This is a genomic window from Trinickia sp. NRRL B-1857, assembly GCF_050470685.1.
GTDB lineage: Bacteria > Pseudomonadota > Gammaproteobacteria > Burkholderiales > Burkholderiaceae > Trinickia.
This window is the reverse complement of the sequence record NZ_JBFLUK010000001.1, coordinates 3023395-3049069: the sequence shown is the minus strand read 5'-3', so window position 1 is coordinate 3049069 and position 25675 is coordinate 3023395. Positions and strand designations below refer to the sequence as shown.

Here is a 25675-nt window from a genome sequence, read left to right as displayed (position 1 = left end):
TGTTCTTGAGGGTCGAATTGCAATTTGCTTTCGATTTGCGCGTCGCGGCTACCGAGCGGCCGTCGACGCGCATCATCTTGGTGCGCGCGCTAAGGCATCTGCCAGCTCAGCACCGGATGTTCGCTCCCCGCCGGCATCGTCCAAGCGCCGCTCGGACCGAAATCCCATCCGGTAAAGTTGGCGGCATCGCGCATTTGAGCCGTCGTGAGTCCGTTCTTTGCCGGCACGCCGCCGCCATCGGCGGGCATGCCCGAGCTCTGCGCGTTCCAGTAATCGCTGCCGTCGCCGCCGCTGCCGGCCCCGATCAAACCACCCGCGCCTCCGCCAGGACCGAACCAAGGAGAGCCGCCGCCCCCAGACACCGCCCCGGTCGCGAACGACTGCGCGATCGTGCCGCTGCTCGTACCGGCCAAGCCACCCACAAACGCCCAGCTGCCGCCGCTCACGGAGCCGGTGACGTACGACTCTCGAATCGTGCCGGTGTTGTTTGCGACTAAGCCGCCGAGCGCCCCGTTACCGGGGCCGCCGCTGAAATCCGGGATGCCCGACACCGAGGCGCCGCTCCACGATTGCACGATCGTTCCCGTATTGAGTCCGACGAGCCCGCCGATCGAGTACCCGGTTCCCGGTCCGAAATCGTTGAAGTAGAAACGCCCGCTCGAATACGTGCGCGCGATGAGTCCATCGTTTTCCGACGCCAGCACGCCGAGGTAGCAGGACGAACCGTAGCAATGGCCGACGCCGCCATCGCCGTTCGATATGCCGAGGTTACGCACCACGCCGCCGGCGCCGATCACACCGAACAGCGGCCCGCCCCAACCGAAGTAGGCGCCGTCGTAGCCGGACTTGATCGAGACGCCGGTCAGCGTATGTCCCAACCCATCGAATTGACCGACGAACGGCGCGGCGCCGGCGATCTGATCGATGTATGCGCCGTCGAATGCGATGTCGCGTCCGAGCGCATAGTTGCCGTTAAGGTCCTGCGATACGTTTTCGAGGTCGGATAAAGCATTGACGAGTTTGTACGCACTGATCTGCCGAACGATTCCCTCGTCGGTGGACGGCGTCCATGCGGGATTGCCGAGCAGCGTGCCTGCCGAATACGCACCGGCCATGTCGCGATAAAGATCGACGTGTCCGGTGCTGTGCGACCAATCGATCGTGCCATCGTTGACCAGGCCGCCGCCGTTGTCGATCGCGGCGGCATCCCCACGCAGCGTCAGGTTGCCCGAGCCCTGGTTCTCGATCGCGACGCCTGTTGCCACATGTAAGTTGCGGTAGGCCGCAAGCGACAGCGAGGCAACGCCGGTCCAGCTCAGATTCGAGGCCACCGCGATATCTCCGCCGTTACCGCCGGTGCCCGTCGTCTGCACCGCCACCGACGTTCCGGCCGAGAGCGCTCGTGCGAACGTGTCCGCGGCCTCGCCGCCGAGCGTGAAGCCGGGCATCGTGACATTCCAACGATCGGCCTTCACCGTCGTCCCGAGCGAATCGAAACCGATGGTGCGCGCGGTCGTATCGACCTCACCGCCGCCGCCGTCGGCAGTTTTCGCTGCGACATCGCCGATCGACGAGATCGTTCCCGTATCGGCGACGAGCCAGACATGGCCGTTGCGCGTGGCCGTGCCGGTTGCGCGAATCGCTTCATGGTTGCCCGACAGCGCGAAGATGTTGCCGTCGGCCGCTTGCAAGCTCGCCTGCGCAGCCGCGATCCGTCCCGTGTTGACGACCGCACCGCCGCTACCGGCTTGGACGAATATCTGACGATCGCTCGATGAATCCTCCAGCAACACCGTCTTCCCGGCGGCGAGTTCGACCGTGCCCTGGGGCGCCGTAAGCGTGCCGAGATTTTCGACGCTGCCGGTCGCGATCAACATGACGTCGCCATTCGTCGATCCGATCCGCCCGAGGTTCACCACCGTGCCCTTCGCGGCACCCACGAGCGTAAGCGGGCCTGCGTTCATGAACGCGCCGTTGTCGATATCGAGTGTTGAGGCGAGGAAACGTCCGCCCGTGGAGACAACGCCGGTCGGCCCGACCACGATGCCGTGCGGATCGATCAGATAGACGCTGCCCGTGGCGGACAACGTACCGAAAATCGAGGATACGTTGGTCCCGGTGACGCGGTTGAGCGTGGCGCCGGCGCCGTTATCGAACGTGACGCGTTGCCCCGCGCCGATCGAAAAACTCGTCCAATCGATGACGCCGCGTGCCGATCTTTGATCGATCGTGAGCGAGGCGTTGCCGCTGGAAATCGACCCGCTTCCCGCAACGAACTGGCCGTTCGTCGGCAGCGTGCCGGCATGAACTTCGAACGAAACGCTGGCCAATGCCGCGGCCGCGGCCGTGGCGCCGGCGAGCATCGCCAGGCGCGTTGGGCGGATGATGCCCCGACGGGTTGAAATGATGTGCATGCCGCCTCCCGAGTCCCTTCGATATGTGAGTGCCTCTCTCCGCCGGGCTTTGCGGATCTTCGAAGACGCTCGGGAAACGCGGGATACGAAGGATCGGAGCCATTGCCGCCGTTACGGTCTGGGCGATTATTGGCTTAAATCCGATTTTTCCGCGACGGTCGGATTCGGACAGGTATTCGGCTTTTTCGGCCAACGCCCGAAACATGATGGGCTGAAGGCAAGGTCGGCTCGCACGTCCCGCCCCGCGTCGAAGGTAAAAAAAAACCGCCCAGTCCTGGGACTGAGCGGTTCTTACGCCATAGGCGTGATGCGGTGCGGGGGCAAGCGGCGCGATGCGCCGCGTGGCCCTTACTCCGCCGGATGTTGCTGGTGCGGCTCGTCTGCCGGCGTGTCGGCGGACGACGAAGCGGGCGGACCGAACTCGAACGCCTCTTCCGCGGCGATCTGATCGAAACGCTCGCGATCCGACGATTCCTTCGCCTTGCGTGCCTTGTGGAACGCGAGACCCGTACCGGCCGGGATCAAACGGCCGACGATCACGTTTTCCTTCAGACCGCGCAGATCGTCGCGCTTGCCCATGATCGCAGCCTCGGTCAGCACGCGCGTCGTTTCCTGGAACGATGCCGCCGAGATGAACGAGTCGGTCGACAGCGACGCCTTCGTGATACCGAGCAGCACGTTGTCGTACGACGCCGGACGCTTGTCTTCCGCAATCATCCGATCGTTCTCGTCGAGCATGTCCGACCGCTCGACTTGTTCGCCCGGGATGAAGCGCGTATCGCCGTTGTCGGTGATCTGCACGCGGCGCAGCATCTGACGCACGATCACTTCAATGTGCTTGTCGTTGATCTTCACGCCTTGCAGACGGTACACGTCCTGCACTTCGTCGACGATGTAGCGCGACAACGCCTCGATACCCTGCAAGCGCAGGATGTCGTGCGGATCGGCCGGACCGTCCACGATCATTTCGCCCTTGTTGACGACCTGACCGTCGTGGACGAGGACCTGCTTTTCCTTCGCGATCAGGAACTCGTGCTGGTTGCCTTCGAGGTCCGTGATAACGAGACGTTGCTTGCCCTTCGTGTCCTTACCGAACGACGTCGTACCCGTGACTTCCGCCAGAATGCCGGCGTCCTTCGGCGAACGCGCTTCGAACAGCTCGGCCACCCGCGGCAGACCACCGGTAATGTCACGCGTCTTCTGCGCTTCGGTCGGGATACGTGCGAGCACTTCACCGACCTGCACTTGCTGACCGTCCTTCACCGTGATCAGTGCGCCGACTTGGAAGCCGATCTGCACCGAGTGCTCGGTACCGGGGATCTTTACTTCCTCGCCGCTTGCGTCGAGCAGTTTCACCTGCGGACGAACGCTCTTCGCCGCTTGCGAACCACGGCGCTTCACGTCGATCACGACGAGCGTCGAAAGACCCGTCACGTCGTCGATCTGCTTGGCAACCGTCACGCCTTCTTCGACGTTTTCGAACTTCACCGTACCGCCGTACTCGGTGATGATCGGACGCGTCAGCGGATCCCACGTGGCCAGTTGCGTGCCCGCCTTGATCTGCGCGCCGTCGAGTTGCAACAGCGTGGCGCCGTACGGCACCTTGTGACGCTCGCGCTCGCGGCCGTGATCGTCCGTGATCATCGCTTCGCCCGAACGCGAGATGACGATTTGCTCGCCCTTCGCATTCGTGACGTAGCGCATCGTTGCCGTGAAACGCACCGTGCCGTTGCTCTTCGCTTCGACCGACGACGCCACTGCCGCACGCGATGCCGCACCACCGATGTGGAACGTACGCATCGTCAGCTGCGTGCCCGGTTCGCCGATCGACTGCGCCGCGATCACGCCGACCGCTTCGCCGACGTTGACGAGCGAGCCGCGGCCCAGGTCGCGGCCGTAGCACGCGGCGCACAAGCCGTAACGCGTTTCGCAGGTCAGCGGCGTACGCACGCGCACTTCGTCGATGCCGAGGCGTTCGATTTCGTCGACCGCCGTTTCATCGAGCAGCGTGCCCGATTCGTACAGCGTTTCTTGCGACTCGGGGTTGACGACGTCAGCCACGGCCACGCGGCCGAGAATCCGGTCGCGCAACGCTTCGACGACTTCACCGCCTTCGACGAGCGCCTTCATCGCCACGCCGTTGCTCGTGCCGCAATCGTCTTCGGTCACGACCAAATCTTGCGTCACGTCCACGAGACGACGCGTGAGGTAACCCGAGTTCGCCGTCTTCAGTGCCGTATCGGCCAGACCCTTACGTGCACCGTGGGTCGAGATGAAGTACTGCAACACGTTCAGGCCTTCGCGGAAGTTCGCCGTAATCGGCGTCTCGATGATCGAGCCGTCCGGCTTGGCCATCAGGCCCCGCATACCGGCGAGCTGACGAATCTGAACCGCGGAACCCCGAGCGCCCGAGTCGGCCATCATGTAGATGGAGTTGAACGACTCTTGACGCACTTCCTTGCCGTCGCGATCGATCACGGGCTCGGTCGAGAGCTGCTCCATCATCGCCTTGCCGACCGCTTCCGACGTTGCCGACCAAATGTCGACCACGTTGTTGTAGCGCTCTTGCGCGGTGACGAGACCCGACATGTACTGACGGTCGTACTCCTTCACCTTCTTCGCCGCGTCGCCGACGATCTCTTCCTTCTGCGTCGGCACGAGCATGTCGTCCACGCAGATCGAGATACCGGCGCGCGTTGCGAGGCGGAAGCCCGACTGCATCAGCTGATCGGCGAACACCACCGTCGCACGCAGACCGCACTTGCGGAACGACGTGTTGATGAGGCGCGAGATTTCCTTCTTCTTGAGCGGCTTGTTCAGCACCGTGAACGGCAGGCCCGGCGGCAGAATTTCCGACAAGATCGCACGGCCGACCGTCGTGGCATAGAGCGAGATCTTCGGCACGAACTGCGGCGCGCCTTCCGATTTATCCTCGTTCACTACCATTTCGGTGATCCGCACGTTCACGCGCGAAGCCAGCTCGACTTCCTTGTTCTCGTACGCACGCAGCGCTTCCGACACGCCCGTGAACGACAGGCCTTCGCCCTTGCCGTTCACCGCTTCGCGCGTCGCGTAGTACAGGCCGAGCACGATATCCTGCGACGGCACGATCGACGGATCGCCGTTGGCCGGGAAGAGGATGTTGTTCGACGCCAGCATGAGCGTACGCGCTTCCATCTGCGCTTCGAGCGACAGTGGCACGTGCACGGCCATCTGGTCACCGTCGAAGTCGGCGTTGAACGCCGCGCAAACGAGCGGGTGCAGCTGGATCGCCTTACCTTCGATCAGCACGGGCTCGAACGCTTGAATCCCGAGACGGTGCAGCGTCGGCGCGCGGTTCAGCATCACCGGATGTTCGCGGATCACCTCTTCGAGGATGTCCCACACCACCGCGGTTTGGTTCTCGACTTCCTTCTTCGCCGCCTTGATGGTCGTTGCAACGCCCATCACTTCAAGCTTGTTGAAGATGAACGGCTTGAACAGCTCCAGCGCCATCAGCTTGGGCAGACCGCACTGGTGCAGCTTCAGCGTCGGACCCACCACGATGACCGAACGGCCCGAGTAGTCGACACGCTTACCGAGCAAGTTCTGACGGAAGCGGCCGCCCTTACCCTTGATCATGTCGGCGAGCGACTTCAGCGGACGCTTGTTCGCACCCGTCATCGCCTTACCGCGACGGCCGTTGTCGAGCAGCGAATCGACGGCTTCTTGCAGCATCCGCTTTTCGTTGCGGACGATGATTTCCGGCGCCTTCAGCTCGAGCAGACGCTTCAACCGGTTGTTACGGTTGATGACGCGGCGATAGAGGTCGTTCAGGTCCGACGTGGCGAAACGGCCACCGTCGAGCGGCACGAGCGGACGCAACTCGGGCGGCAGCACCGGCAGCACTTCGAGGACCATCCATTCGGGCTTGATGCCCGAACGTTGGAATGCCTCGAGCACCTTCAGGCGCTTCGCGTACTTCTTGATCTTCGCCTCCGAGCCGGTGTTCTTGAGCTCGGTACGCAGCGTCTCGACTTGTTCGTCGATGTTGATCGCACGCAGCAGCTCGCGCACGCCTTCCGCGCCCATCTCGGCGCGGAACTCGTCGCCGTACTCTTCGACCTTGTTGTAGTAATCCTCTTCCGTCATGATCTGACGCGCCTTCAGCGGCGTCATACCCGGATCGATCACCACGTACGCTTCGAAGTACAGCACGCGCTCGATGTCGCGCAGCGTCATGTCGAGCACCATGCCCAGACGCGACGGCAGCGACTTCAAGAACCAAATATGCGCGACGGGCGAGGCCAGTTCGATGTGGCCCATGCGCTCGCGACGCACCTTGGCGAGCGTCACTTCGACGCCGCACTTCTCGCAGATCACGCCACGATGCTTGAGGCGCTTGTACTTGCCGCACAAGCATTCGTAGTCTTTGATCGGCCCGAAAATCTTCGCGCAGAACAAGCCGTCGCGCTCGGGCTTGAACGTACGATAGTTGATCGTTTCGGGCTTCTTGACTTCACCGAACGACCACGAGCGGATCTTGTCGGGCGAGGCCAGACCGATCTTGATCGCGTCGAACACTTCTTCTTGTTGGACTTGCTTGAATAGATCGAGCAGAGCTTTCATTGCCTTCTCTCCGTAGTCCGATTAGTTGCGGTCGAGGTCGATGTCGATGCCGAGCGAGCGGATTTCCTTCACCAGCACGTTGAAGGATTCCGGCATGCCCGCGTCGATCACGTGGTCGCCCTTGACGAGGTTTTCGTACACCTTCGTCCGGCCCGTCACGTCATCGGACTTCACCGTCAACATTTCTTGCAGCACATACGAAGCGCCGTACGCTTCGAGCGCCCACACTTCCATTTCACCGAAGCGCTGACCACCGAATTGCGCCTTACCACCGAGCGGCTGCTGCGTCACGAGCGAGTACGGACCCGTCGAGCGCGCGTGCATCTTGTCGTCCACCAAGTGGTGCAGCTTCAGGTAGTGCATGTAACCCACGGTAACCGTGCGCTCGAATGGCTCACCCGTGCGGCCGTCGCACAGACGCACTTGATTCTTGGACTTCGTCATGCCGAGGTTTTGCGCGATATCGTCCGGGAAGGCGAGGTCGAGCATCTTCGACATTTCTTCTTCCGTGGCACCGTCGAACACCGGCGTCGCGAACGGCACGCCTTCGCGCAGGTTCTTCGCCAACTCGACGATGTCGTCGTCCGAGAAGCTTTCCAGCTCTTCGGCGCGGCCCGACTCGTTGTACAGCTTCGTCAGGAACACGCGCAACTCTTCGACCTTGGCCTGGCGTTGCAGCATTTCGCCGATACGCCAGCCGAGACCCTTCGCGGCCCAGCCGAGGTGCACTTCGAGCACCTGACCCACGTTCATCCGCGACGGCACGCCGAGCGGGTTCAGCACGACGTCGGCCGGACGGCCGTCGGCCATGTACGGCATGTCTTCGATCGGAACGATCTTCGACACGACACCCTTGTTACCGTGACGGCCTGCCATCTTGTCGCCAGGCTGCAAACGGCGCTTGACGGCCAGGTACACCTTGACCATCTTGAGCACGCCCGGGGGCAGCTCGTCGCCTTGCGTGAGCTTCTTGCGCTTTTCTTCGAAAGCGAGATCGAATTGGTGACGCTTTTCTTCGATCGAGTTCTTGATCGCTTCGAGCTGAGCGGCAGCCTCTTCGTCGGCCAAACGGATATCGAACCAGTGGTAGTGGTCGAGATCCGACAGGTACGCCTGGTCGATCTTCGTGCCCTTCGCGAGCTTCTTCGGACCGCCGTTCGCCACCTTGCCGTCGAGCATACGCGCCAGACGCTGGAACGCATCGCCTTCCACGATACGCAGCTGGTCGTTCAAGTCGAGGCGGTAGCGCTTCAGTTCATCGTCGATGATCTGTTGCGCGCGCTTGTCGCGCTGGATGCCTTCGCGCGTGAACACTTGCACGTCGATGACGGTGCCGCTCATGCCCGAGGGCACGCGCAGCGACGTGTCCTTCACGTCGGACGCTTTCTCGCCGAAGATCGCGCGCAGCAGCTTTTCTTCCGGCGTAAGCTGGGTTTCGCCCTTCGGCGTGACCTTGCCGACGAGCACGTCGCCCGCTTCGACTTCGGCGCCGATGTAGACGATGCCCGACTCGTCCAGACGGCCGAGTTGGACTTCCGCCAAGTTCGAGATGTCGCGCGTGATTTCCTCAGGTCCGAGCTTCGTGTCGCGAGCGACCACGTTCAGCTCTTCGATGTGGATCGACGTGTAGCGATCGTCGGCCACCACCTTCTCGGAGATCAAGATCGAATCTTCGAAGTTGTAGCCGTTCCACGGCATGAACGCCACGAGCATGTTCTGGCCGAGCGCGAGCTCGCCCAGGTCGGTCGACGCGCCGTCCGCCAGGACGTCGCCGCGCGACACCATATCGCCGACCTTCACGATCGGACGCTGGTTGATGTTCGTGTTCTGGTTCGAACGCGTGTACTTGATCAGGTTGTAGATGTCCACGCCAACTTCACCGGCCACGGCTTCGTCGTCGTTCACACGAATGACGATACGGCCCGCGTCGACGTAATCCACCACACCGCCGCGCAGCGCTTGCACCGTGGTGCCCGAGTCGACGGCCACCGTACGCTCGATGCCCGTACCGACGACCGGCTTTTCCGGACGCAGACACGGCACGGCCTGACGCTGCATGTTCGAACCCATCAATGCACGGTTCGCGTCATCGTGCTCGAGGAACGGAATCAGCGAGGCTGCGACCGAGACGATCTGCGACGGCGCCACGTCCATGTACTGGATGCGGTCCGGCGTAACCATCAGCGTTTCGCCGGCTTCGCGCGACGAAACCAGTTCGTCGGTCAGCGTGCCGTCTTCGGCCACCGCCGCATTCGCCTGAGCGATCACGTAACGGCCTTCTTCGATCGCCGACAGGTAATCGATCTGGTCCGTGACCTTGCTGTCCACGACCTTGCGGTACGGCGTTTCGAGGAAGCCGTACTCGTTCAGGTGCGCGTAAAGCGCGAGCGAGTTGATCAGACCGATGTTCGGACCTTCCGGCGTTTCGATCGGGCAGACGCGGCCATAGTGGGTCGGGTGCACGTCACGCACTTCGAAGCCTGCGCGCTCACGCGTTAGACCGCCCGGGCCCAGTGCGGAAACACGGCGCTTGTGCGTGATTTCCGACAGCGGGTTGGTCTGGTCCATAAACTGCGACAGCTGCGACGAGCCGAAGAACTCGCGAATCGCCGACGAAATCGGCTTCGAGTTGATCAAGTCGTGCGGCATCAGGTTTTCGCTTTCGGCTTGGCCGAGGCGTTCCTTCACCGCGCGCTCGACGCGCACGAGACCCGCGCGGAATTGGTTTTCCGCGAGTTCGCCGACGCAACGCACACGACGATTGCCGAGGTGGTCGATATCGTCCACTTCGCCCTTGCCGTTGCGCAGCTCGACGAGGATCTTGATCGTCGCGAGGATGTCGTCGTCTTGCAGCGTCATCGGGCCCGTGATTTCGTCACGCCCGACGCGGCGATTGAACTTCATACGGCCGACCTTCGAGAGGTCGTACGCATCTTCGCTGTAGAACAAACGATTGAACAGCGCCTCGACCGCTTCTTCGGTCGGCGGTTCGCCCGGGCGCATCATGCGGTAGATCGCGATACGCGCGGCCGTCTTGTCGGTCGTTTCGTCGATACGGAGCGTGGACGAGATGTACGGGCCTTGGTCCAGATCGTTCGTGTAGAGCGTCTGGATGTCCTTCACCTTCGCTTCGCGCAGCTTCTCGAGCGTGCTTTCCGTGATTTCGTCGTTCGCGTTCGCGATGACTTCACCCGTGTCGCCGTCGATGACGTTCTTCGCCAGCACGCGGCCGAGCAGGTAGTCCTCGGGCACCGAGATGAACTTCGTCTTCGCGTTGTCGAGGTCGCGGATGTGCTTCGCGTTGATCCGCTTGTCCTTTTGGACGATGACGTTGCCGTCGCGGTCGGTGATGTCGAAGCGCGCGACTTCGCCGCGCAGACGCTCGGGCACGAATTCCATCTGCGCGCCTTCACCCATCAGCGTGAAGTTGTCGAAGACGAAGAAGTTCGCGAGGATCTGTTCGGGCGACAGGCCGATGGCCTTCAGCAAGATCGTGACCGGCATCTTACGGCGACGGTCGACGCGGAAATACAGGACGTCCTTCGGATCGAATTCGAAGTCGAGCCAGGAGCCGCGGTACGGAATGATCCGTGCCGAGAACAGCAGCTTGCCCGAGCTGTGCGTCTTACCCTTGTCGTGTTCGAAGAACACGCCGGGCGAACGGTGCAACTGCGAAACGATGACACGCTCGGTGCCGTTGATCACGAACGAGCCAGTAGGCGTCATGAGCGGAATTTCGCCCATGTACACTTCCTGCTCCTTCACTTCCTTGACGACGGGCTTGCTCGGCGACTCTTTATCGAGCAGAACCAGGCGAACCTTGGCGCGCAAGGCCGAGCAATAGGTGAGACCGCGCTGCTGACATTCCTTGATGTTGAATGCCGGCGGCGACAACGCGTAGCTCACGAACTCGAGGCGCGCGAAACCGTTGTGCGAGACGATCGGGAAAACGGACGTGAACGCGGCCTGCAAACCCTCGGGTTTGCGAGCATTCGCGAGCACATCGGCTTGCAGAAACGTGCTGAATGATTCAAGCTGGGTGGCCAGCAGGAAAGGTACTTGGTGAACGATGGGGCGCTTCGCAAAACTCTTACGAATGCGCTTCTTCTCGGTGAAGGAATATTGCATACGATCTCCGAATCACGGCGGGCATGTTGTCGAGGCTATAGTCGCCAGATGAGACAACCCGAGTGTTCACCGACTGAGACCCGATGGCCGTCCTGAGGCTTGAACGAGCCTAGAAGCTTGGTGGTTGGCCGCTACCAACCGCTGGCTGACGGCAGCGGATGCCTATGTTGCCCGCTGCCCGACCAAACTTGCCTTCTGCAGTCGCTTCAGAAGACAAAGAAAAATGCCGGTCGGCTTGCGTCCTGGGACGCGCGAAAGACAATTTTCTTTGGCCTCTGGGGCTATGCGCCACCGGGACGAAGCCCCAGCAAAACATAGTCCCCACAAAGCACAAAAAGGCCGGCGGTGAAATAACCGCCAGCCTTCGCACAACGCGAGGGGCCTTACTTGATTTCGGCCTTCGCGCCAGCTTCTTCCAGCTTCTTCTTCGCTTCTTCGGCAGCAGCCTTGGGCACCGCTTCCTTCACGGGCTTCGGTGCACCGTCGACCAGGTCCTTCGCTTCCTTCAGGCCCAGGCCCGTCAGTTCGCGAACAGCCTTAATGACGGAAACCTTGTTGGCGCCCGTTTCGGTCAGGATGACCGTGAATTCCGTTTGCTCTTCGGCAGCAGCGGCACCGCCGCCAGCACCTGCGGGGCCTGCCACTGCGACTGCAGCTGCCGACACGCCGAACTTCTCTTCGAACGCCTTGACCAGTTCGTTCAGTTCCAGAACCGACATCGAGCCTACGGCTTCGAGGATGTCTTCTTTTGCGATTGCCATGTGAAATACTCCTAAATTGAATTCGGATACAGCCAGCGATCAGTTACGCTCGTCTTGAGTGCGCCATGCGCCGCGTGTTTACGCGGCTTCGCCCTGCTTCTTCTCGGCGAGCGCAGCGAGTGCGCGCGCAAAGCCCGAAACAGGCGCTTGCATGACGAACAACAGCTTGGACAGAAGCTCTTCGCGGCTCGGGATGCTGGCCAGCGCTTGCACGCCTGCCTTATCCATCACCTTGCCTTCGTAAGAGCCGGCCTTGATGATCAACTTGTCATTGCTCTTGCCGAAGTCGTTGACGACCTTGGCAGCGGCAATAGCATCTTCAGAGATGCCGTAGATCAGAGGACCGGTCATCTGCTCGGCCAACGGAGCAAACGGGGTACCCTCGACAGCGCGACGCGCCAACGTGTTCTTCAACACGCGCAGGTACACCTTCTGCTCACGCGCTTTCGCGCGCAGCTTCGTCAGATCGCCAACCGCGATTCCACGATACTCGGCCAGCACGATGGTCTGAGCCTTCGCGACTTGCGCGGAAACCTCAGCCACGACGGCCTGCTTATCTTCTTTGTTCAGTGGCACGGTTAACCTCCAGATTCGGTGCGCCGGGCTTTTGCCCGATACACCGCGTTCAACAACGGCGTCCGAGGGTTAGGAGTATTTCACCCGCCGGCTTCACGCATCGCTGCGCGGGCCCACGGGCTCAATCACTGCAAAACTTATTCGGGTTCGCCATCTGCGTTGGCTGATATTAAGGAGCCGCCTACCTGCTGCGTCCCCGCCAACGGTCTTTGACAACCGGTCGTGCGAAGCGAAACTGCCCTCTCACGACCGCCCAAAGCCCTTAAATACCGCGTCCGGCAATGCCGAACGCGATCGATTCTTTACTGTGCAGCCAGCGTGCCTTGGTCGACACGCACGCCAACGCCCATCGTGCTCGACAGAGCGATCTTGCGCAGGTACACGCCCTTGCTCGTCGCCGGCTTTGCCTTTTGCAGCGCTTCGACGAGTGCCGACAGGTTCGAACGCAGTGCAGCCGGTTCGAACGATGCACGACCGATCGTTGCGTGGATGATCCCGGCCTTGTCGACGCGGAATTGGACCTGACCGGCCTTGGCGTTCTTCACTGCCGTGGCGACGTCGGGCGTAACCGTGCCGACCTTCGGGTTCGGCATCAGGCCGCGCGGGCCGAGGATCTGACCCAGCGTACCGACGATACGCATCGTGTCCGGCGAAGCGATCACGACGTCGAAATTCAGATTGCCGCCCTTGATTTGCTCGGCCAGATCTTCCATGCCGACGATTTCGGCGCCGGCGGCACGTGCTTGCTCGGCCTTGTCGCCTTGAGCAAACACAGCCACGCGAACCGACTTACCGGTACCGGCGGGCAACACGACCGAGCCGCGAACCACTTGGTCCGACTTCTTCGCATCGATGCCGAGCTGAACGGCAACGTCGATGGACTCGTCGAACTTCGCCGTGGCGCATCCCTTCACGAGCGACAGCGCTTCGTCGATCGGGTACAGCTTTTGGCGATCGATCTTGTTTTCGAACGCTTTCAGACGCTTGGAAACCTTAGCCATTTACACGCCCTCCACGGTGATGCCCATCGAGCGGGCGCTGCCAGCGATCGTGCGGACCGCGGCGTCCAAATCGGCAGCCGTGAGGTCGGGCATCTTCGCCTTGGCGATATCTTCGGCTTGTGCGCGCGTGATCTTGCCGACCTTGTCGGTGTGGGGCTTGCTCGAACCCTTGTCGATCTTCGCAGCCTTCTTGATCAGCACGGTGGCCGGAGGCGTCTTCAGAACGAACGTGAAGCTCTTGTCGGCGAATGCCGTGATCACGACGGGAACGGGCAGGCCCGGTTCCATCGCTTGAGTCTGCGCGTTGAACGCCTTGCAGAACTCCATGATGTTCAGGCCGCGCTGGCCCAGTGCCGGACCAACCGGCGGCGACGGATTGGCTTTACCTGCAGGGATCTGCAGCTTGATAAAGCCGATGATTTTCTTTGCCATGTCGAAAACCTCGTTGGAACGCGTGAGCGTTCGGTGAGTAGTAGCGCGTGCTCATCGCGATTGCTCGCGATTACTGACGCTCCTCAACGGCCATAACGCGGACCGTAAGCGCGAAAACGGACCGCCCGCTTCCGGGCGACCCGTTGGAATGATTTACAGCTTCTCGACCTGCCCGAATTCCAGCTCGACAGGCGTGGCGCGACCGAAGATGGTGACCGAGACGCGTACGCGCGATTTCTCGTAGTTCACTTCCTCGACGCTGCCATTGAAGTCCGTGAACGGACCTTCCTTGACGCGGACCATTTCGCCTACTTCGAACAGCGTCTTCGGCCGCGGCTTCTCGACGCCTTCTTGCATCTGCGACATGATCTTTTCGACTTCCCGCGGGGAAATCGGGCTCGGCTTATTGCGTGTGCCGCCGATGAAGCCCGTCACCTTCGCCGTGTTCTTGACGAGGTGCCACGTCTCGTCGGTCATTTCCATTTCGACGAGAACGTAGCCGGGGAAGAAACGACGCTCGGTCACAGACTTATGACCGCCTTTCACTTCCACGACTTCTTCCGTCGGCACGAGAATCTGACCGAACTTGTCTTGCATGCCGGCGCGCTCGATGCGCTCTTGGAGCGCTCGCTGCACGCTTTTCTCCATGCCGGAGTACGCATGCACGACGTACCAACGTTTACCACTCGGAGATGCCGGAGTATCGCTCATATCATTTCCAACCCAGAATCGCCGAGAAAATGACCCATTCGATGGATTTATCGCTGATCCACAGCAGCACCGCCATCACCAGCACAAAGCCGAAGACTACGAGCGTGGTTTGCGTTGCTTCCTTGCGAGTCGGCCAAACAACTTTGCGGACTTCCTTATAGGAGTCCTTGGCGAAAGCGATAAAGCTCTTACCGGGGGAGGAGAGGAGACCAACCACTACACCGGCCGCGACACCGACAATGAGCGCCGCGCCGCGAACATACCATTCCTGGCCGCTCAGCCAGAAGAACCCCACGAACCCGGCCAAGACCAGCAGTACACCCGCGATTACCATCAACTTGTCGCTGGAAGTATCCACAGCTTCGACGGAAGGATTCGCCATAACACCCTAACGCGCGCCGACTTCGGCGCAGAATTTTGGCAGGGGCAGAGGGAATCGAACCCCCAACCTTCGGTTTTGGAGACCGACGCTCTGCCAGTTGAGCTATACCCCTAAACCATTTGGGGTTGACCCTTCAGCCAACCCCGAAACCACTGATCAACGAGAACTAGCTGGCTTACTCGATGATCTTCGCAACGACACCTGCACCGACGGTACGGCCACCTTCGCGGATAGCGAAGCGCAGACCTTCTTCCATGGCGATCGGGGCGATCAGCTTCACCGTGATCGACACGTTGTCGCCCGGCATCACCATTTCCTTGTCCTTCGGCAACTCGATCGAGCCCGTCACGTCCGTCGTACGGAAGTAGAACTGCGGACGGTAGTTGTTGAAGAACGGCGTGTGACGACCGCCTTCGTCCTTGCTCAGCACGTACACCTCAGCCGTGAAGTGCGTGTGCGGCGTGATCGAACCCGGCTTGGCCAACACTTGGCCGCGCTCCACGTCTTCGCGCTTCGTGCCGCGCAGCAAGATACCGACGTTGTCGCCTGCTTGACCTTGGTCCAGCAGCTTGCGGAACATTTCCACGCCCGTGCAGGTCGTCTTCACCGTCGGCTTGATACCGACGATTTCGATTTCTTCGCCGACCTTCACCACGCCACGCTCCACGCGGCCCGTCACCACCGTGCCGCGACCCGAGATCGAGAACACGTCTTCCACCGGCATCAGGAACGCACCGTCGATCGCGCGCTCCGGCGTCGGGATGTACGTGTCCAGCGCGTCGGCCAGGTTCATGATCGCCACTTCACCGAGTTCGCCCTTGTCGCCTTCCAGCGCCAGCTTGGCCGAACCCTTGATGATCGGCGTGTCGTCGCCCGGGAAGTCGTACTTCGAGAGCAGTTCGCGCACTTCCATTTCGACGAGCTCGAGCAGTTCGGCGTCGTCCACCATGTCGCACTTGTTCAGGAACACGATGATGTACGGAACGCCAACCTGACGTGCCAACAGGATGTGTTCACGCGTTTGCGGCATCGGGCCGTCAGCGGCCGAGCACACCAGGATTGCGCCGTCCATCTGCGCCGCGCCCGTGATCATGTTCTTCACGTAGTCGGCGTGGCCCGGGCAGTCAACGTGTGCGTAGTGGCGGTTCGCCGTTTCGTACTCGATGTGTGCCGTGTTGATCGTGATGCCACGTGCCTTTTCTTCCGGCGCCGCGTCGATTTCGTCGTATTTCTTCGCTTCGCCGCCGAACTTCGCCGACAACACCGTTGCGATAGCTGCCGTCAGCGTCGTCTTACCGTGGTCAACGTGACCGATCGTGCCGACGTTCACGTGCGGCTTGGTCCGCTCAAACTTACCCTTGGCCATTTCCGACTCCTAAGAGGATTTTCCGTATGTTGCGCCGCACGCAAACAATCAAAGACAGCTACTGGTGCCCATGGGCAGGATCGAACTGCCGACCTCTCCCTTACCAAGGGAGTGCTCTACCACTGAGCCACATGGGCAGTACTTCTTGGCATTGGAGCGGGTGAAGGGAATCGAACCCTCGTCATAAGCTTGGAAGGCTTCTGCTCTACCATTGAGCTACACCCGCTAGGGCCTTCGCGATTCCCTGCCGCACCACGGCTTGCATATTCTGGTGGAGGAGGTTGGATTCGAACCAACGTAGGCGTAAGCCAACAGATTTACAGTCTGCCCCCTTTAGCCACTCGGGCACCCCTCCGCAGAGAACGGACAATTATGAAGACAAAGGCGCGCTGTGTCAAGCTTTTCGCGCGCGCTTCATTGTTCGACGCTCTCACTTATAGGTAAAATTTTCCGCCGCGCAAAGCAAAAACCCCCGACAGCGGTGTGCTATCGGGGGTTTTTCAATAGAACAGCCTGACGATTACCTACTTTCACACGGGCAATCCGCACTATCATCGGCGTGGAGTCGTTTCACGGTCCTGTTCGGGATGGGAAGGGGTGGTACCAACTCGCTATGGTCATCAGGCATGACTTGTTGCTGTGTCGCGCAGGGCGCCACAGCCAATCTGGGAAGAAGTATCGAGCGGTGGGCTCGGTGTAATGTCGCTTGGGCAGCGATTGTGTGGCACTACGCGCTCAAACCTGTGCGAATCGCAAAACGCACTTGTTATAGGATCAAGCCGTACGGGCAATTAGTATCGGTTAGCTAAATGCATTACTGCATGTACACACCCGACCTATCAACGTCCTGGTCTCGAACGACCCTTCAAGGGGATCGGCGTCCCCGGGGATATCTCATCTTAAGGCGAGTTTCCCGCTTAGATGCTTTCAGCGGTTATCTCTTCCGAACATAGCTACCCGGCGATGCCACTGGCGTGACAACCGGTACACCAGAGGTTCGTCCACTCCGGTCCTCTCGTACTAGGAGCAGCCCCCTTCAAATATCCAACGCCCACGGCAGATAGGGACCAAACTGTCTCACGACGTTTTAAACCCAGCTCACGTACCTCTTTAAATGGCGAACAGCCATACCCTTGGGACCGGCTACAGCCCCAGGATGAGATGAGCCGACATCGAGGTGCCAAACACCGCCGTCGATATGAACTCTTGGGCGGTATCAGCCTGTTATCCCCAGAGTACCTTTTATCCGTTGAGCGATGGCCCTTCCATACAGAACCACCGGATCACTATGACCTGCTTTCGCACCTGCTCGACTTGTCGGTCTCGCAGTTAAGCACGCTTATGCCATTGCACTATCAGCACGATTTCCGACCGTACCTAGCGTACCTTCGTACTCCTCCGTTACACTTTGGGAGGAGACCGCCCCAGTCAAACTGCCTACCATGCACTGTCCCCGACCCGGATTACGGGCCAAGGTTAGAACCTCAAACAAACCAGGGTGGTATTTCAAGGACGGCTCCACCGAAACTAGCGTTCCGGTTTCATAGCCTCCCACCTATCCTACACAGATCGGTTCAAAGTCCAATGCAAAGCTACAGTAAAGGTTCATGGGGTCTTTCCGTCTAGCCGCGGGGAGATTGCATCATCACAAACACTTCAACTTCGCTGAGTCTCGGGAGGAGACAGTGTGGCCATCGTTACGCCATTCGTGCAGGTCGGAACTTACCCGACAAGGAATTTCGCTACCTTAGGACCGTTATAGTTACGGCCGCCGTTTACCGGGACTTCAATCAAGAGCTTGCACCCCATCATTTAATCTTCCGGCACCGGGCAGGCGTCACACCCTATACGTCCACTTTCGTGTTTGCAGAGTGCTGTGTTTTTATTAAACAGTCGCAGCCACCAGTTTATTGCAACCCTTTCACCCTTCTGGCGCAGGCCAGTTAAGCTACAAGGGCGTACCTTATCCCGAAGTTACGGTACCAATTTGCCGAGTTCCTTCTCCCGAGTTCTCTCAAGCGCCTTAGAATACTCATCTCGCCCACCTGTGTCGGTTTGCGGTACGGTCACTGTTAGACTGAAGCTTAGAGGCTTTTCTTGGAACCACTTCCGATTGCTTCGCAGCTTAAAGCCGCTCGCGCCACACCCTTGAATTACGTGCCCGGATTTGCCTAAGCACCTTCTCCAATGCAGCGACCGGGACTTCCAACACCCGGACAACCTTCCGCGATCCGTCCCCCCATCGCATCTAACAATGGTGCAGGAATATTGACCTGCTTCCCATCAGCTACGCATTTCTGCCTCGCCTTAGGGGCCGACTCACCCTACGCCGATGAACGTTGCGTAGGAAACCTTGGGCTTACGGCGAGGGGGCCTTTCACCCCCTTTATCGCTACTCATGTCAGCATTCGCACTTCCGATACCTCCAGCACACTTTACAATGCACCTTCGCAGGCTTACGGAACGCTCTCCTACCATGCGTGCAAGCACGCATCCGCAGCTTCGGTATATAGCTTAGCCCCGTTACATCTTCCGCGCAGGACGACTCGATCAGTGAGCTATTACGCTTTCTTTAAAGGGTGGCTGCTTCTAAGCCAACCTCCTGACTGTTTTAGCCTTCCCACTTCGTTTCCCACTTAGCTATATTTGGGGACCTTAGCTGGCGGTCTGGGTTGTTTCCCTCTTGACACCGGACGTTAGCACCCGATGTCTGTCTCCCGTGATTGCACTCTTCGGTATTCGGAGTTTGCTATGGCGAAGTAATCCGCAATGGACCCTTCAACCATGACAGTGCTCTACCCCCGAAGGTGATACACGAGGCACTACCTAAATAGTTTTCGGAGAGAACCAGCTATTTCCAAGTTTGTTTAGCCTTTCACCCCTATCCACAGCTCATCCCCTAACTTTTCAACGTTAGTGGGTTCGGTCCTCCAGTACGTGTTACCGCACCTTCAACCTGGCCATGGATAGATCACTTGGTTTCGGGTCTACGCCCAGCAACTGAACGCCCTATTCGGACTCGCTTTCGCTACGCCTGCCTTAATCAGTTAAGCTTGCTACTGAACGTAAGTCGCTGACCCATTATACAAAAGGTACGCCGTCACCCCTTACGAGGCTCCGACTGTTTGTATGCATGCGGTTTCAGGATCTATTTCACTCCCCTCCCGGGGTTCTTTTCGCCTTTCCCTCACGGTACTGGTTCACTATCGGTCGATCACGAGTATTTAGCCTTGGAGGATGGTCCCCCCATCTTCAGACAGGATTTCACGTGTCCCGCCCTACTTGTCGTACGCCTAGTTCTTCCACGCTGTTTTCGCTTACAGGGCTATCACCTGCTATGGCCGCACTTTCCAGAGCGTTCAGCTAACAACACAGATAACACGTACAGGCTCTTCCCATTTCGCTCGCCACTACTTTGGGAATCTCGGTTGATTTCTTTTCCTGCGGTTACTTAGATGTTTCAGTTCACCGCGTTCGCTTCGCATAGCCTATGTATTCAGCTATGGATACTCCATTCGGAGTGGGTTTCCCCATTCGGACATCCCCGGATCAAAGCTCGTTTGCCAGCTCCCCGGGGCTTTTCGCAGGCTACCGCGTCCTTCATCGCCTGTGATCGCCAAGGCATCCACCACATGCACTTGTTCGCTTGACCCTATAACGAGAGCGTCTTACGCTTCCGAAGAAGCTAGACACTCGCACTACAGGTTTGAGTTCTCGCGTTGTGCCGTATTCCAAGTCATCTTTCGATCACTTTAAATACATTGATACAATCACTACCCATGATATCTTCCACGTCCATCTCATAGACGCTTCCAATATCCATTACTACTTCTTCCAGATTGTTAAAGATCGACAGCCGACTCATACCTTCAGTCGCTCTGACTGGCTCAATCGCCAATGACAAAAACTCGATACAAGATCGAACACTTGTCATTAGTGATTGGTGGAGGCAGACGGGATCGAACCGACGACCCCCTGCTTGCAAAGCAGGTGCTCTCCCAGCTGAGCTATGCCCCCAGGCACAGACTTATGAGACTCTAGGGCTTGTTCGCTCACACCGCAGACAATGGTGGGTCTGGTTGGATTCGAACCAACGACCCCCGCCTTATCAAGACGGTGCTCTAACCGACTGAGCTACAGACCCCTGAGTCTGTCTTGATCTACAGCCGATAAGTTGTGGACGCTTAACTTGTGACGCTTAAGCTCGAGAAAGGAGGTGATCCAGCCGCACCTTCCGATACGGCTACCTTGTTACGACTTCACCCCAGTCATGAATCCTACCGTGGTGACCGTCCTCCTTGCGGTTAGACTAGCCACTTCTGGTAAAACCCACTCCCATGGTGTGACGGGCGGTGTGTACAAGACCCGGGAACGTATTCACCGCGGCATGCTGATCCGCGATTACTAGCGATTCCAGCTTCATGCACTCGAGTTGCAGAGTGCAATCCGGACTACGATCGGTTTTCTGGGATTAGCTCCCCCTCGCGGGTTGGCAACCCTCTGTTCCGACCATTGTATGACGTGTGAAGCCCTACCCATAAGGGCCATGAGGACTTGACGTCATCCCCACCTTCCTCCGGTTTGTCACCGGCAGTCTCTCTAGAGTGCCCTTTCGTAGCAACTAGAGACAAGGGTTGCGCTCGTTGCGGGACTTAACCCAACATCTCACGACACGAGCTGACGACAGCCATGCAGCACCTGTGCGACGGTTCTCTTTCGAGCACTCTCACCTCTCAGCAAGATTCCGTCCATGTCAAGGGTAGGTAAGGTTTTTCGCGTTGCATCGAATTAATCCACATCATCCACCGCTTGTGCGGGTCCCCGTCAATTCCTTTGAGTTTTAATCTTGCGACCGTACTCCCCAGGCGGTCAACTTCACGCGTTAGCTACGTTACTAAGGAAATGAATCCCCAACAACTAGTTGACATCGTTTAGGGCGTGGACTACCAGGGTATCTAATCCTGTTTGCTCCCCACGCTTTCGTGCATGAGCGTCAGTGTTAGCCCAGGGGGCTGCCTTCGCCATCGGTATTCCTCCACATCTCTACGCATTTCACTGCTACACGTGGAATTCTACCCCCCTCTGCCACACTCTAGCTCGCCAGTCACCAATGCAGTTCCCAGGTTAAGCCCGGGGATTTCACATCGGTCTTAGCGAACCGCCTGCGCACGCTTTACGCCCAGTAATTCCGATTAACGCTCGCACCCTACGTATTACCGCGGCTGCTGGCACGTAGTTAGCCGGTGCTTATTCTTCCGGTACCGTCATCCCCCCGAGGTATTAACCCAGAGGATTTCTTTCCGGACAAAAGTGCTTTACAACCCGAAGGCCTTCTTCACACACGCGGCATTGCTGGATCAGGGTTGCCCCCATTGTCCAAAATTCCCCACTGCTGCCTCCCGTAGGAGTCTGGGCCGTGTCTCAGTCCCAGTGTGGCTGGTCGTCCTCTCAGACCAGCTACGGATCGTCGCCTTGGTAGGCCTTTACCCCACCAACTAGCTAATCCGCCATCGGCCGCCCCTTGAGCGCGAGGTCCGAAGATCCCCCGCTTTCCTCTCTCGAGCGTATGCGGTATTAATCCGGCTTTCGCCGGGCTATCCCCCACTCTAGGACACGTTCCGATGTATTACTCACCCGTTCGCCACTCGCCACCAGGGTTGCCCCCGTGCTGCCGTTCGACTTGCATGTGTAAGGCATGCCGCCAGCGTTCAATCTGAGCCAGGATCAAACTCTTCAGTTCAATACCTGTTACTGTTTTCGGTTGTGTTACCAACCGGTCGCTCACTCAACGTACTGACGATGATTAATCCGTCTTTCGACAGATAAACCTTCCTCTAATACTGTGTGAGACTTGATACTTTCGCTTTCGACAGATCCCGAAGAATCCGTCTTGCGTCGCCATCAAGCGCCCACACTTATCGGCTGTAAATTTTTAAAGATCGCGTCGCTTAACCGTCAGCAGCACCGGAACACCTTCTTCTCAGCACCGCCCGTCTTGCGTTGCTGCGTCAGCAGCAGAGAAACGAGATTATGCAGAACCTTTTGCATCTCGTCAACAGTTTTTTTCGTACATCGTTTAAAAACTTGTTGGCGCCGGCGCCGTTTCATCGCCGCTCATCAAATGAGGATGCGAATAGTAGGTCAAACACACACCCCATGACAAGGGTGTGACGCACTTTTTTTTCACTGCTTGTGTGCGAGCCCCGCAATCGTCGCAAGCGGGACCGCCTCGGCCATGGCCGCATAACCGTCGTCGTTCGGGTGAATGTGGTCGCCGCTGTCGAAACGGCGCTGTAGTTGGACCGGGTGCGCGCCGTCGCGCAAGGCCGCATCGAAGTCGATCACGCCGTCGAACACGCCGCTCGTCCGAATCCATTCGTTGACCGATGCGCGCATCGCTTCGCGCGCCGGCGGGAGCGACGCGGGCGTGAGCGTCGCACCATAGATACGCACCCCGCTTCGATGCGCGCGTTCGATGAGGCGCCGGTAGCCGTCGATCAGATCGCGCGCCGTCACGGGCGTATGCGGGAAGTCGCAATCCAAGCCCGCGCGCGGCGGCATCGCGGCGAAGTTGATGTCGTTGATACCGATCATCACGATCACGGCACGGACGCCGGGATGCGCAAGCGCGTCACGGTCGAACCGACGCTCGAGCGCTTCACCGTAACAAGAAGAAGCACTGAGCAGACGATTGCCGCTGATGCCGAGATTGAGAACCGACCAGTGGGCCGCGCCGCCCTCGTCGAGCCGGCGCGCGAAAGCGTCGGGCCAGCGGCGGTTTCGATTCAAGCTCGAGCGTAAGCCGTCGGTGATGGAATCGCCGATCGCCGCGATTGCCGATGCGTCGGGCGCGCGTACGTCGAGGGCGCTCACCCACGCCGATTCGGTGAACTTGCGCACGAACGCGTTTGACGCGACGTCGGCCGCGTGATCGCCCGGCGTCGAAACATAGTTCACCTGGTTCGCCACGCGATGCCAAGCGGTCAGCGTCTGGCGCGGCCCCGCGACCAGACTGATCGCGTACGGCTCGCCCGCGACCACGGCAGTCTGGACCGGATCGCTGTCGATCTCCTGGCCCGGTTGCAATGTGACCGCGTTCTTGCCGGCGAAGGTCACGCGCACGGACGTGCCCGGCTGCGTGTCCGCGCCGCCGGCCGAGCGGGCCAGCACGACGTCGGTCAACGCCAAGGGCCCTCGTCCGTAAGCATTGCTAATACGTATGCGCGCGCCGCGCCCCGAGAGCGTCGGATACACGATCTGCCGGACCGTGCGCCCAGCTACTTCCGGGGTGCGATACAGCGGAGGCGGATCGGCCAAGTCGGGAATCGATTGAAGCGCGGTAGCCCAAGCACTGACCCAACCGGACTCTGTCGCGCTCTGGGCGGCGACGGGCGCGGCGGCCGCCGCGCTGGCCGCGACGACGAGTGCAGCAGCCATCGCTACGCGCAACGTCGACGAGATGGAACGGGAAAACATGGATATCGGAATCGAAGCAGACGAGACAAGCGGCGATTGTGCCTCAAGTGCCTTCAGCCCGCCGACCGACCGAGGCCGGCAGTCGCCAATCGCCAATCGCCAATCGCCAATCGCCAATCGCCAATCGCCGATCGCCGATCGCCCGGCACGATGGTCCCCGGTTCATACACGTTTTCCCGCGTTTTGTTTTCGTCGGTTTTAATCATCGGGCCCTTGCTGCCGATAACGCACTTCTCAGCGTTGGAGATAACCGTGAAAGTCCTCATCAGCCTTCTTATCGCCGCCGGCCTCACCGGCTGCGCGCAGATGCAAGCCCTGCGCTCGAACGACGGTCAACAATCGGCTTCGTCCTCGAGCGGGCAAGGACCCGCGAAGCTTGTGGACATCGCGATTCCCGCGGATGCGCTCGGCGCGCGCGATCCCCACCTCACTGAAGTGCTCATCAAGGTAGGCACCGTCGCCGCCAAGCAGCAGCCGAGCCGAATCGTCATCGCCGCGCTCCCGCAGGACTTTCCCTACCTGAATCAATCGGTCAAGCGCGGCATCGGATCGGTCCACGCCGGTTCGGTCCAGATCGAAAACGTCACGGTAGGCAGTTGCCATCCCTACAGCATCCAAGTCGTACCCACCGAATAGCCACCGGAGACGATCATGATTTCTCGTTCCGCTCTCGCGCTGACCGGCGCGCTTGTTTTCGTCGCGGCATTGCCGGCCCGCGCCGAAACGAATGCATTGAACGGCTCGTCCGCGCTCGCCGCCAAGCCGCCCGGCGAAGGCGCGGGCCCGAGCCAGCTGTTCCCGCCGCTGCCCTCGCTCGCTTCGCTACCGCCTTCGGCGGCCGAGCAAGTGGAGGACGTCGCACCGGCCGGTAACGGACACAGGACCGGCAAGAAGGGCCGCAAGGCGGTTTGGCGCAAAACCGTTGCCGAACCGACGGTCCGGATGGTGGTCAGCGAAGAGTCGCAAGCCTATCTGACGCAAGCCGATCGCAAGCTTGACGAGCTCTTGCACGCGCCCGCCCACGCGGCCCACGGCGGGGCCGATGCGGTCTCCGTGGCCTGGAGCCGATAACGCCGGCGGCAGCATACAACCATTGGAGGCTCGGCAATGACGGTATCCGCTATCCCGAACGCTCGCGCCGCGACTACCGGCTTTTGCGCCGCGCTGATCGCGGCCGCGTGCCTATTTTGTAGCTCGGGCAGCGCGCGCGCCGACGACGATTGCTTCGCGCGCGCCGGTGCTTATCAAGGCGTCAATCCGATGATCCTGCGCGCAATCGCCTGGTACGAATCGAAAGGCGACCCGAACGCGGTCCACCGTAACGCCGACGGCAGCATCGACGTCGGCCAAGCTCAGATCAATTCGATTCATTTCGCCGAGTTGCGCCGCTATGGCGTGCCACCCGGCGCGCTCAAGGATGCGTGCGTCAATACTTATGTCGCGGCCTGGATGCTCAAGCAGAAGATGATCCGCTACGGCAACACTTGGCACGCGATCGGCGCCTACCACTCGGAGACGCCCTCGCTACGCGATAAATACGCGCGCAGCATCCACGGCGTGCTCGTGTCGTGGGGCATGGACCGGTAGGCGCGCCTGCCGGCGCGCGCATCATCCTCGCTGCCGGGCAATGATCTGATAGTCCGGGTCGGCGTTGCTGCGCGCGGCGCGCTCGGCTTCCTCGTACGACAGGAAGTGCTCGGCTTCCTCGAACGACGGCGTCAACCCGACGTCGCCATCCTCTCCCGGGCAAAGGTACTGCTCGCCGGTTTTCACGAAATAGACGGTCGTCATGATCGCGGTGCGGGGCAAAAGACGATGTT

Annotated in this window: 15 protein-coding genes, 6 tRNA genes and 3 rRNA genes; 3 read left to right on the top strand and 21 right to left on the bottom strand. The window is 59.9% G+C overall.

Translation table 11 applies throughout. From position 1 onward, the window contains the following. Window positions 1-89: 89 nt before the first annotated feature. The 20 genes from AB1286_RS13550 to AB1286_RS13455 all read right to left on the bottom strand — a co-directional run bounded on the left by AB1286_RS13550 (window position 90) and on the right by AB1286_RS13455 (window position 23855). Entirely contained in the window at window positions 90-2414 is a 2325-nt protein-coding gene (locus AB1286_RS13550; RefSeq protein WP_430363762.1) for a filamentous hemagglutinin N-terminal domain-containing protein, read from the bottom strand. A 348-nt stretch (window positions 2415-2762) separates the two neighbouring features. Continuing rightward, entirely contained in the window at window positions 2763-7022 is a 4260-nt protein-coding gene (gene rpoC / locus AB1286_RS13545; protein WP_430363761.1) for a DNA-directed RNA polymerase subunit beta', read from the bottom strand. A 21-nt stretch (window positions 7023-7043) separates the two neighbouring features. Beyond that, entirely contained in the window at window positions 7044-11150 is a 4107-nt protein-coding gene (gene rpoB, locus AB1286_RS13540) for a DNA-directed RNA polymerase subunit beta (RefSeq protein ID WP_430363760.1), read from the bottom strand. A gap of 383 nt (window positions 11151-11533) precedes the next feature. Continuing rightward, a complete protein-coding gene (gene rplL / locus AB1286_RS13535; protein WP_205971632.1) occupies window positions 11534-11911 on the bottom strand; it encodes a 50S ribosomal protein L7/L12 in 378 nt (125 codons plus the stop codon). 78 nt (window positions 11912-11989) lie between these two features. Continuing rightward, window positions 11990-12487, bottom strand: coding sequence for a 50S ribosomal protein L10 (rplJ, locus tag AB1286_RS13530; RefSeq protein ID WP_116137223.1), 498 nt, complete (start codon window positions 12485-12487; stop codon window positions 11990-11992). Between the two features lie 302 nt (window positions 12488-12789). Then, on the bottom strand, window positions 12790-13488 hold the full coding sequence (gene rplA, locus AB1286_RS13525; protein ID WP_430363759.1) for a 50S ribosomal protein L1: 699 nt from the start codon (window positions 13486-13488) through the stop codon (window positions 12790-12792). Beyond that, window positions 13489-13920, bottom strand: a complete 432-nt coding sequence (rplK, locus tag AB1286_RS13520) for a 50S ribosomal protein L11 (RefSeq protein ID WP_102611111.1) — start codon at window positions 13918-13920, stop codon at window positions 13489-13491. Window positions 13921-14073: 153 nt separating this feature from the next. Then, window positions 14074-14631, bottom strand: coding sequence for a transcription termination/antitermination protein NusG (nusG, locus tag AB1286_RS13515; RefSeq protein ID WP_102611112.1), 558 nt, complete (start codon window positions 14629-14631; stop codon window positions 14074-14076). A gap of 1 nt (window position 14632) precedes the next feature. Further along, entirely contained in the window at window positions 14633-15013 is a 381-nt protein-coding gene (gene secE / locus AB1286_RS13510; RefSeq protein ID WP_430363758.1) for a preprotein translocase subunit SecE, read from the bottom strand. A 36-nt stretch (window positions 15014-15049) separates the two neighbouring features. After that, window positions 15050-15125, bottom strand: a tRNA-Trp gene (locus AB1286_RS13505). 63 nt (window positions 15126-15188) lie between these two features. Then, window positions 15189-16379, bottom strand: coding sequence for an elongation factor Tu (tuf, locus tag AB1286_RS13500; RefSeq protein WP_430363757.1), 1191 nt, complete (start codon window positions 16377-16379; stop codon window positions 15189-15191). A 62-nt stretch (window positions 16380-16441) separates the two neighbouring features. Then, a tRNA-Thr gene (locus AB1286_RS13495) sits at window positions 16442-16516 on the bottom strand. A gap of 15 nt (window positions 16517-16531) precedes the next feature. After that, window positions 16532-16605 (bottom strand) — tRNA-Gly (locus AB1286_RS13490). Between the two features lie 43 nt (window positions 16606-16648). Then, window positions 16649-16734: transfer RNA gene (locus tag AB1286_RS13485), tRNA-Tyr, on the bottom strand. A gap of 156 nt (window positions 16735-16890) precedes the next feature. Further along, window positions 16891-17004 (bottom strand): 5S ribosomal RNA (gene rrf / locus AB1286_RS13480). Window positions 17005-17149: 145 nt separating this feature from the next. Continuing rightward, window positions 17150-20031, bottom strand: a 23S ribosomal RNA gene (locus AB1286_RS13475). A 289-nt stretch (window positions 20032-20320) separates the two neighbouring features. Then, window positions 20321-20396, bottom strand: a tRNA-Ala gene (locus AB1286_RS13470). A gap of 50 nt (window positions 20397-20446) precedes the next feature. Next, window positions 20447-20523: transfer RNA gene (locus AB1286_RS13465), tRNA-Ile, on the bottom strand. A 65-nt stretch (window positions 20524-20588) separates the two neighbouring features. After that, window positions 20589-22119 (bottom strand): 16S ribosomal RNA (locus tag AB1286_RS13460). The 16S, 23S and 5S rRNA genes sit together here with 5 tRNA genes alongside, the layout of an rRNA operon. Window positions 22120-22562: 443 nt before the next feature. Then, on the bottom strand, window positions 22563-23855 hold the full coding sequence (locus tag AB1286_RS13455; RefSeq protein WP_430363756.1) for an SGNH/GDSL hydrolase family protein: 1293 nt from the start codon (window positions 23853-23855) through the stop codon (window positions 22563-22565). A 252-nt stretch (window positions 23856-24107) separates the two neighbouring features. On the opposite strand from AB1286_RS13455, the gene AB1286_RS13450 reads away from it, so the two are divergent. The 3 genes from AB1286_RS13450 to AB1286_RS13440 are packed head-to-tail and all read left to right on the top strand — an operon-like array spanning window position 24108 to window position 25442. After that, complete coding sequence (locus AB1286_RS13450) at window positions 24108-24491, top strand: hypothetical protein (protein ID WP_430363755.1); 384 nt, start codon at window positions 24108-24110, stop codon at window positions 24489-24491. Between the two features lie 15 nt (window positions 24492-24506). Further along, complete coding sequence (locus AB1286_RS13445) at window positions 24507-24926, top strand: hypothetical protein (RefSeq protein WP_430363754.1); 420 nt, start codon at window positions 24507-24509, stop codon at window positions 24924-24926. Window positions 24927-24962: 36 nt separating this feature from the next. Beyond that, window positions 24963-25442, top strand: a complete 480-nt coding sequence (locus AB1286_RS13440; RefSeq protein WP_430363753.1) for a lytic transglycosylase domain-containing protein — start codon at window positions 24963-24965, stop codon at window positions 25440-25442. 21 nt (window positions 25443-25463) lie between these two features. Here the strand turns inward: AB1286_RS13440 and AB1286_RS13435 are convergent, their stop codons facing one another. Beyond that, window positions 25464-25646 carry a hypothetical protein gene (locus tag AB1286_RS13435; RefSeq protein ID WP_430363752.1) on the bottom strand — a complete coding sequence of 61 codons (183 nt, stop codon included), beginning with the start codon at window positions 25644-25646 and terminating at the stop codon, window positions 25464-25466. Between the last annotated feature and the right edge of the window lie 29 nt (window positions 25647-25675).

Coding starts and splice junctions, on each gene's coding strand:
- AB1286_RS13455 (WP_430363756.1), bottom strand. CDS start 23,855: ATGTTTTCCCGTTCCATCTCGTCGACGTTGCGCGTAGCGATGGCTGCT.
- AB1286_RS13550 (WP_430363762.1), bottom strand. CDS start 2,414: ATGCACATCATTTCAACCCGTCGGGGCATCATCCGCCCAACGCGCCTG.
- rplL (WP_205971632.1), bottom strand. CDS start 11,911: ATGGCAATCGCAAAAGAAGACATCCTCGAAGCCGTAGGCTCGATGTCG.
- rplA (WP_430363759.1), bottom strand. CDS start 13,488: ATGGCTAAGGTTTCCAAGCGTCTGAAAGCGTTCGAAAACAAGATCGAT.
- nusG (WP_102611112.1), bottom strand. CDS start 14,631: ATGAGCGATACTCCGGCATCTCCGAGTGGTAAACGTTGGTACGTCGTG.
- rplK (WP_102611111.1), bottom strand. CDS start 13,920: ATGGCAAAGAAAATCATCGGCTTTATCAAGCTGCAGATCCCTGCAGGT.
- AB1286_RS13440 (WP_430363753.1), top strand. CDS start 24,963: ATGACGGTATCCGCTATCCCGAACGCTCGCGCCGCGACTACCGGCTTT.
- AB1286_RS13445 (WP_430363754.1), top strand. CDS start 24,507: ATGATTTCTCGTTCCGCTCTCGCGCTGACCGGCGCGCTTGTTTTCGTC.
- rpoB (WP_430363760.1), bottom strand. CDS start 11,150: ATGCAATATTCCTTCACCGAGAAGAAGCGCATTCGTAAGAGTTTTGCG.
- secE (WP_430363758.1), bottom strand. CDS start 15,013: ATGGCGAATCCTTCCGTCGAAGCTGTGGATACTTCCAGCGACAAGTTG.
- AB1286_RS13435 (WP_430363752.1), bottom strand. CDS start 25,646: ATGACGACCGTCTATTTCGTGAAAACCGGCGAGCAGTACCTTTGCCCG.
- tuf (WP_430363757.1), bottom strand. CDS start 16,379: ATGGCCAAGGGTAAGTTTGAGCGGACCAAGCCGCACGTGAACGTCGGC.
- rpoC (WP_430363761.1), bottom strand. CDS start 7,022: ATGAAAGCTCTGCTCGATCTATTCAAGCAAGTCCAACAAGAAGAAGTG.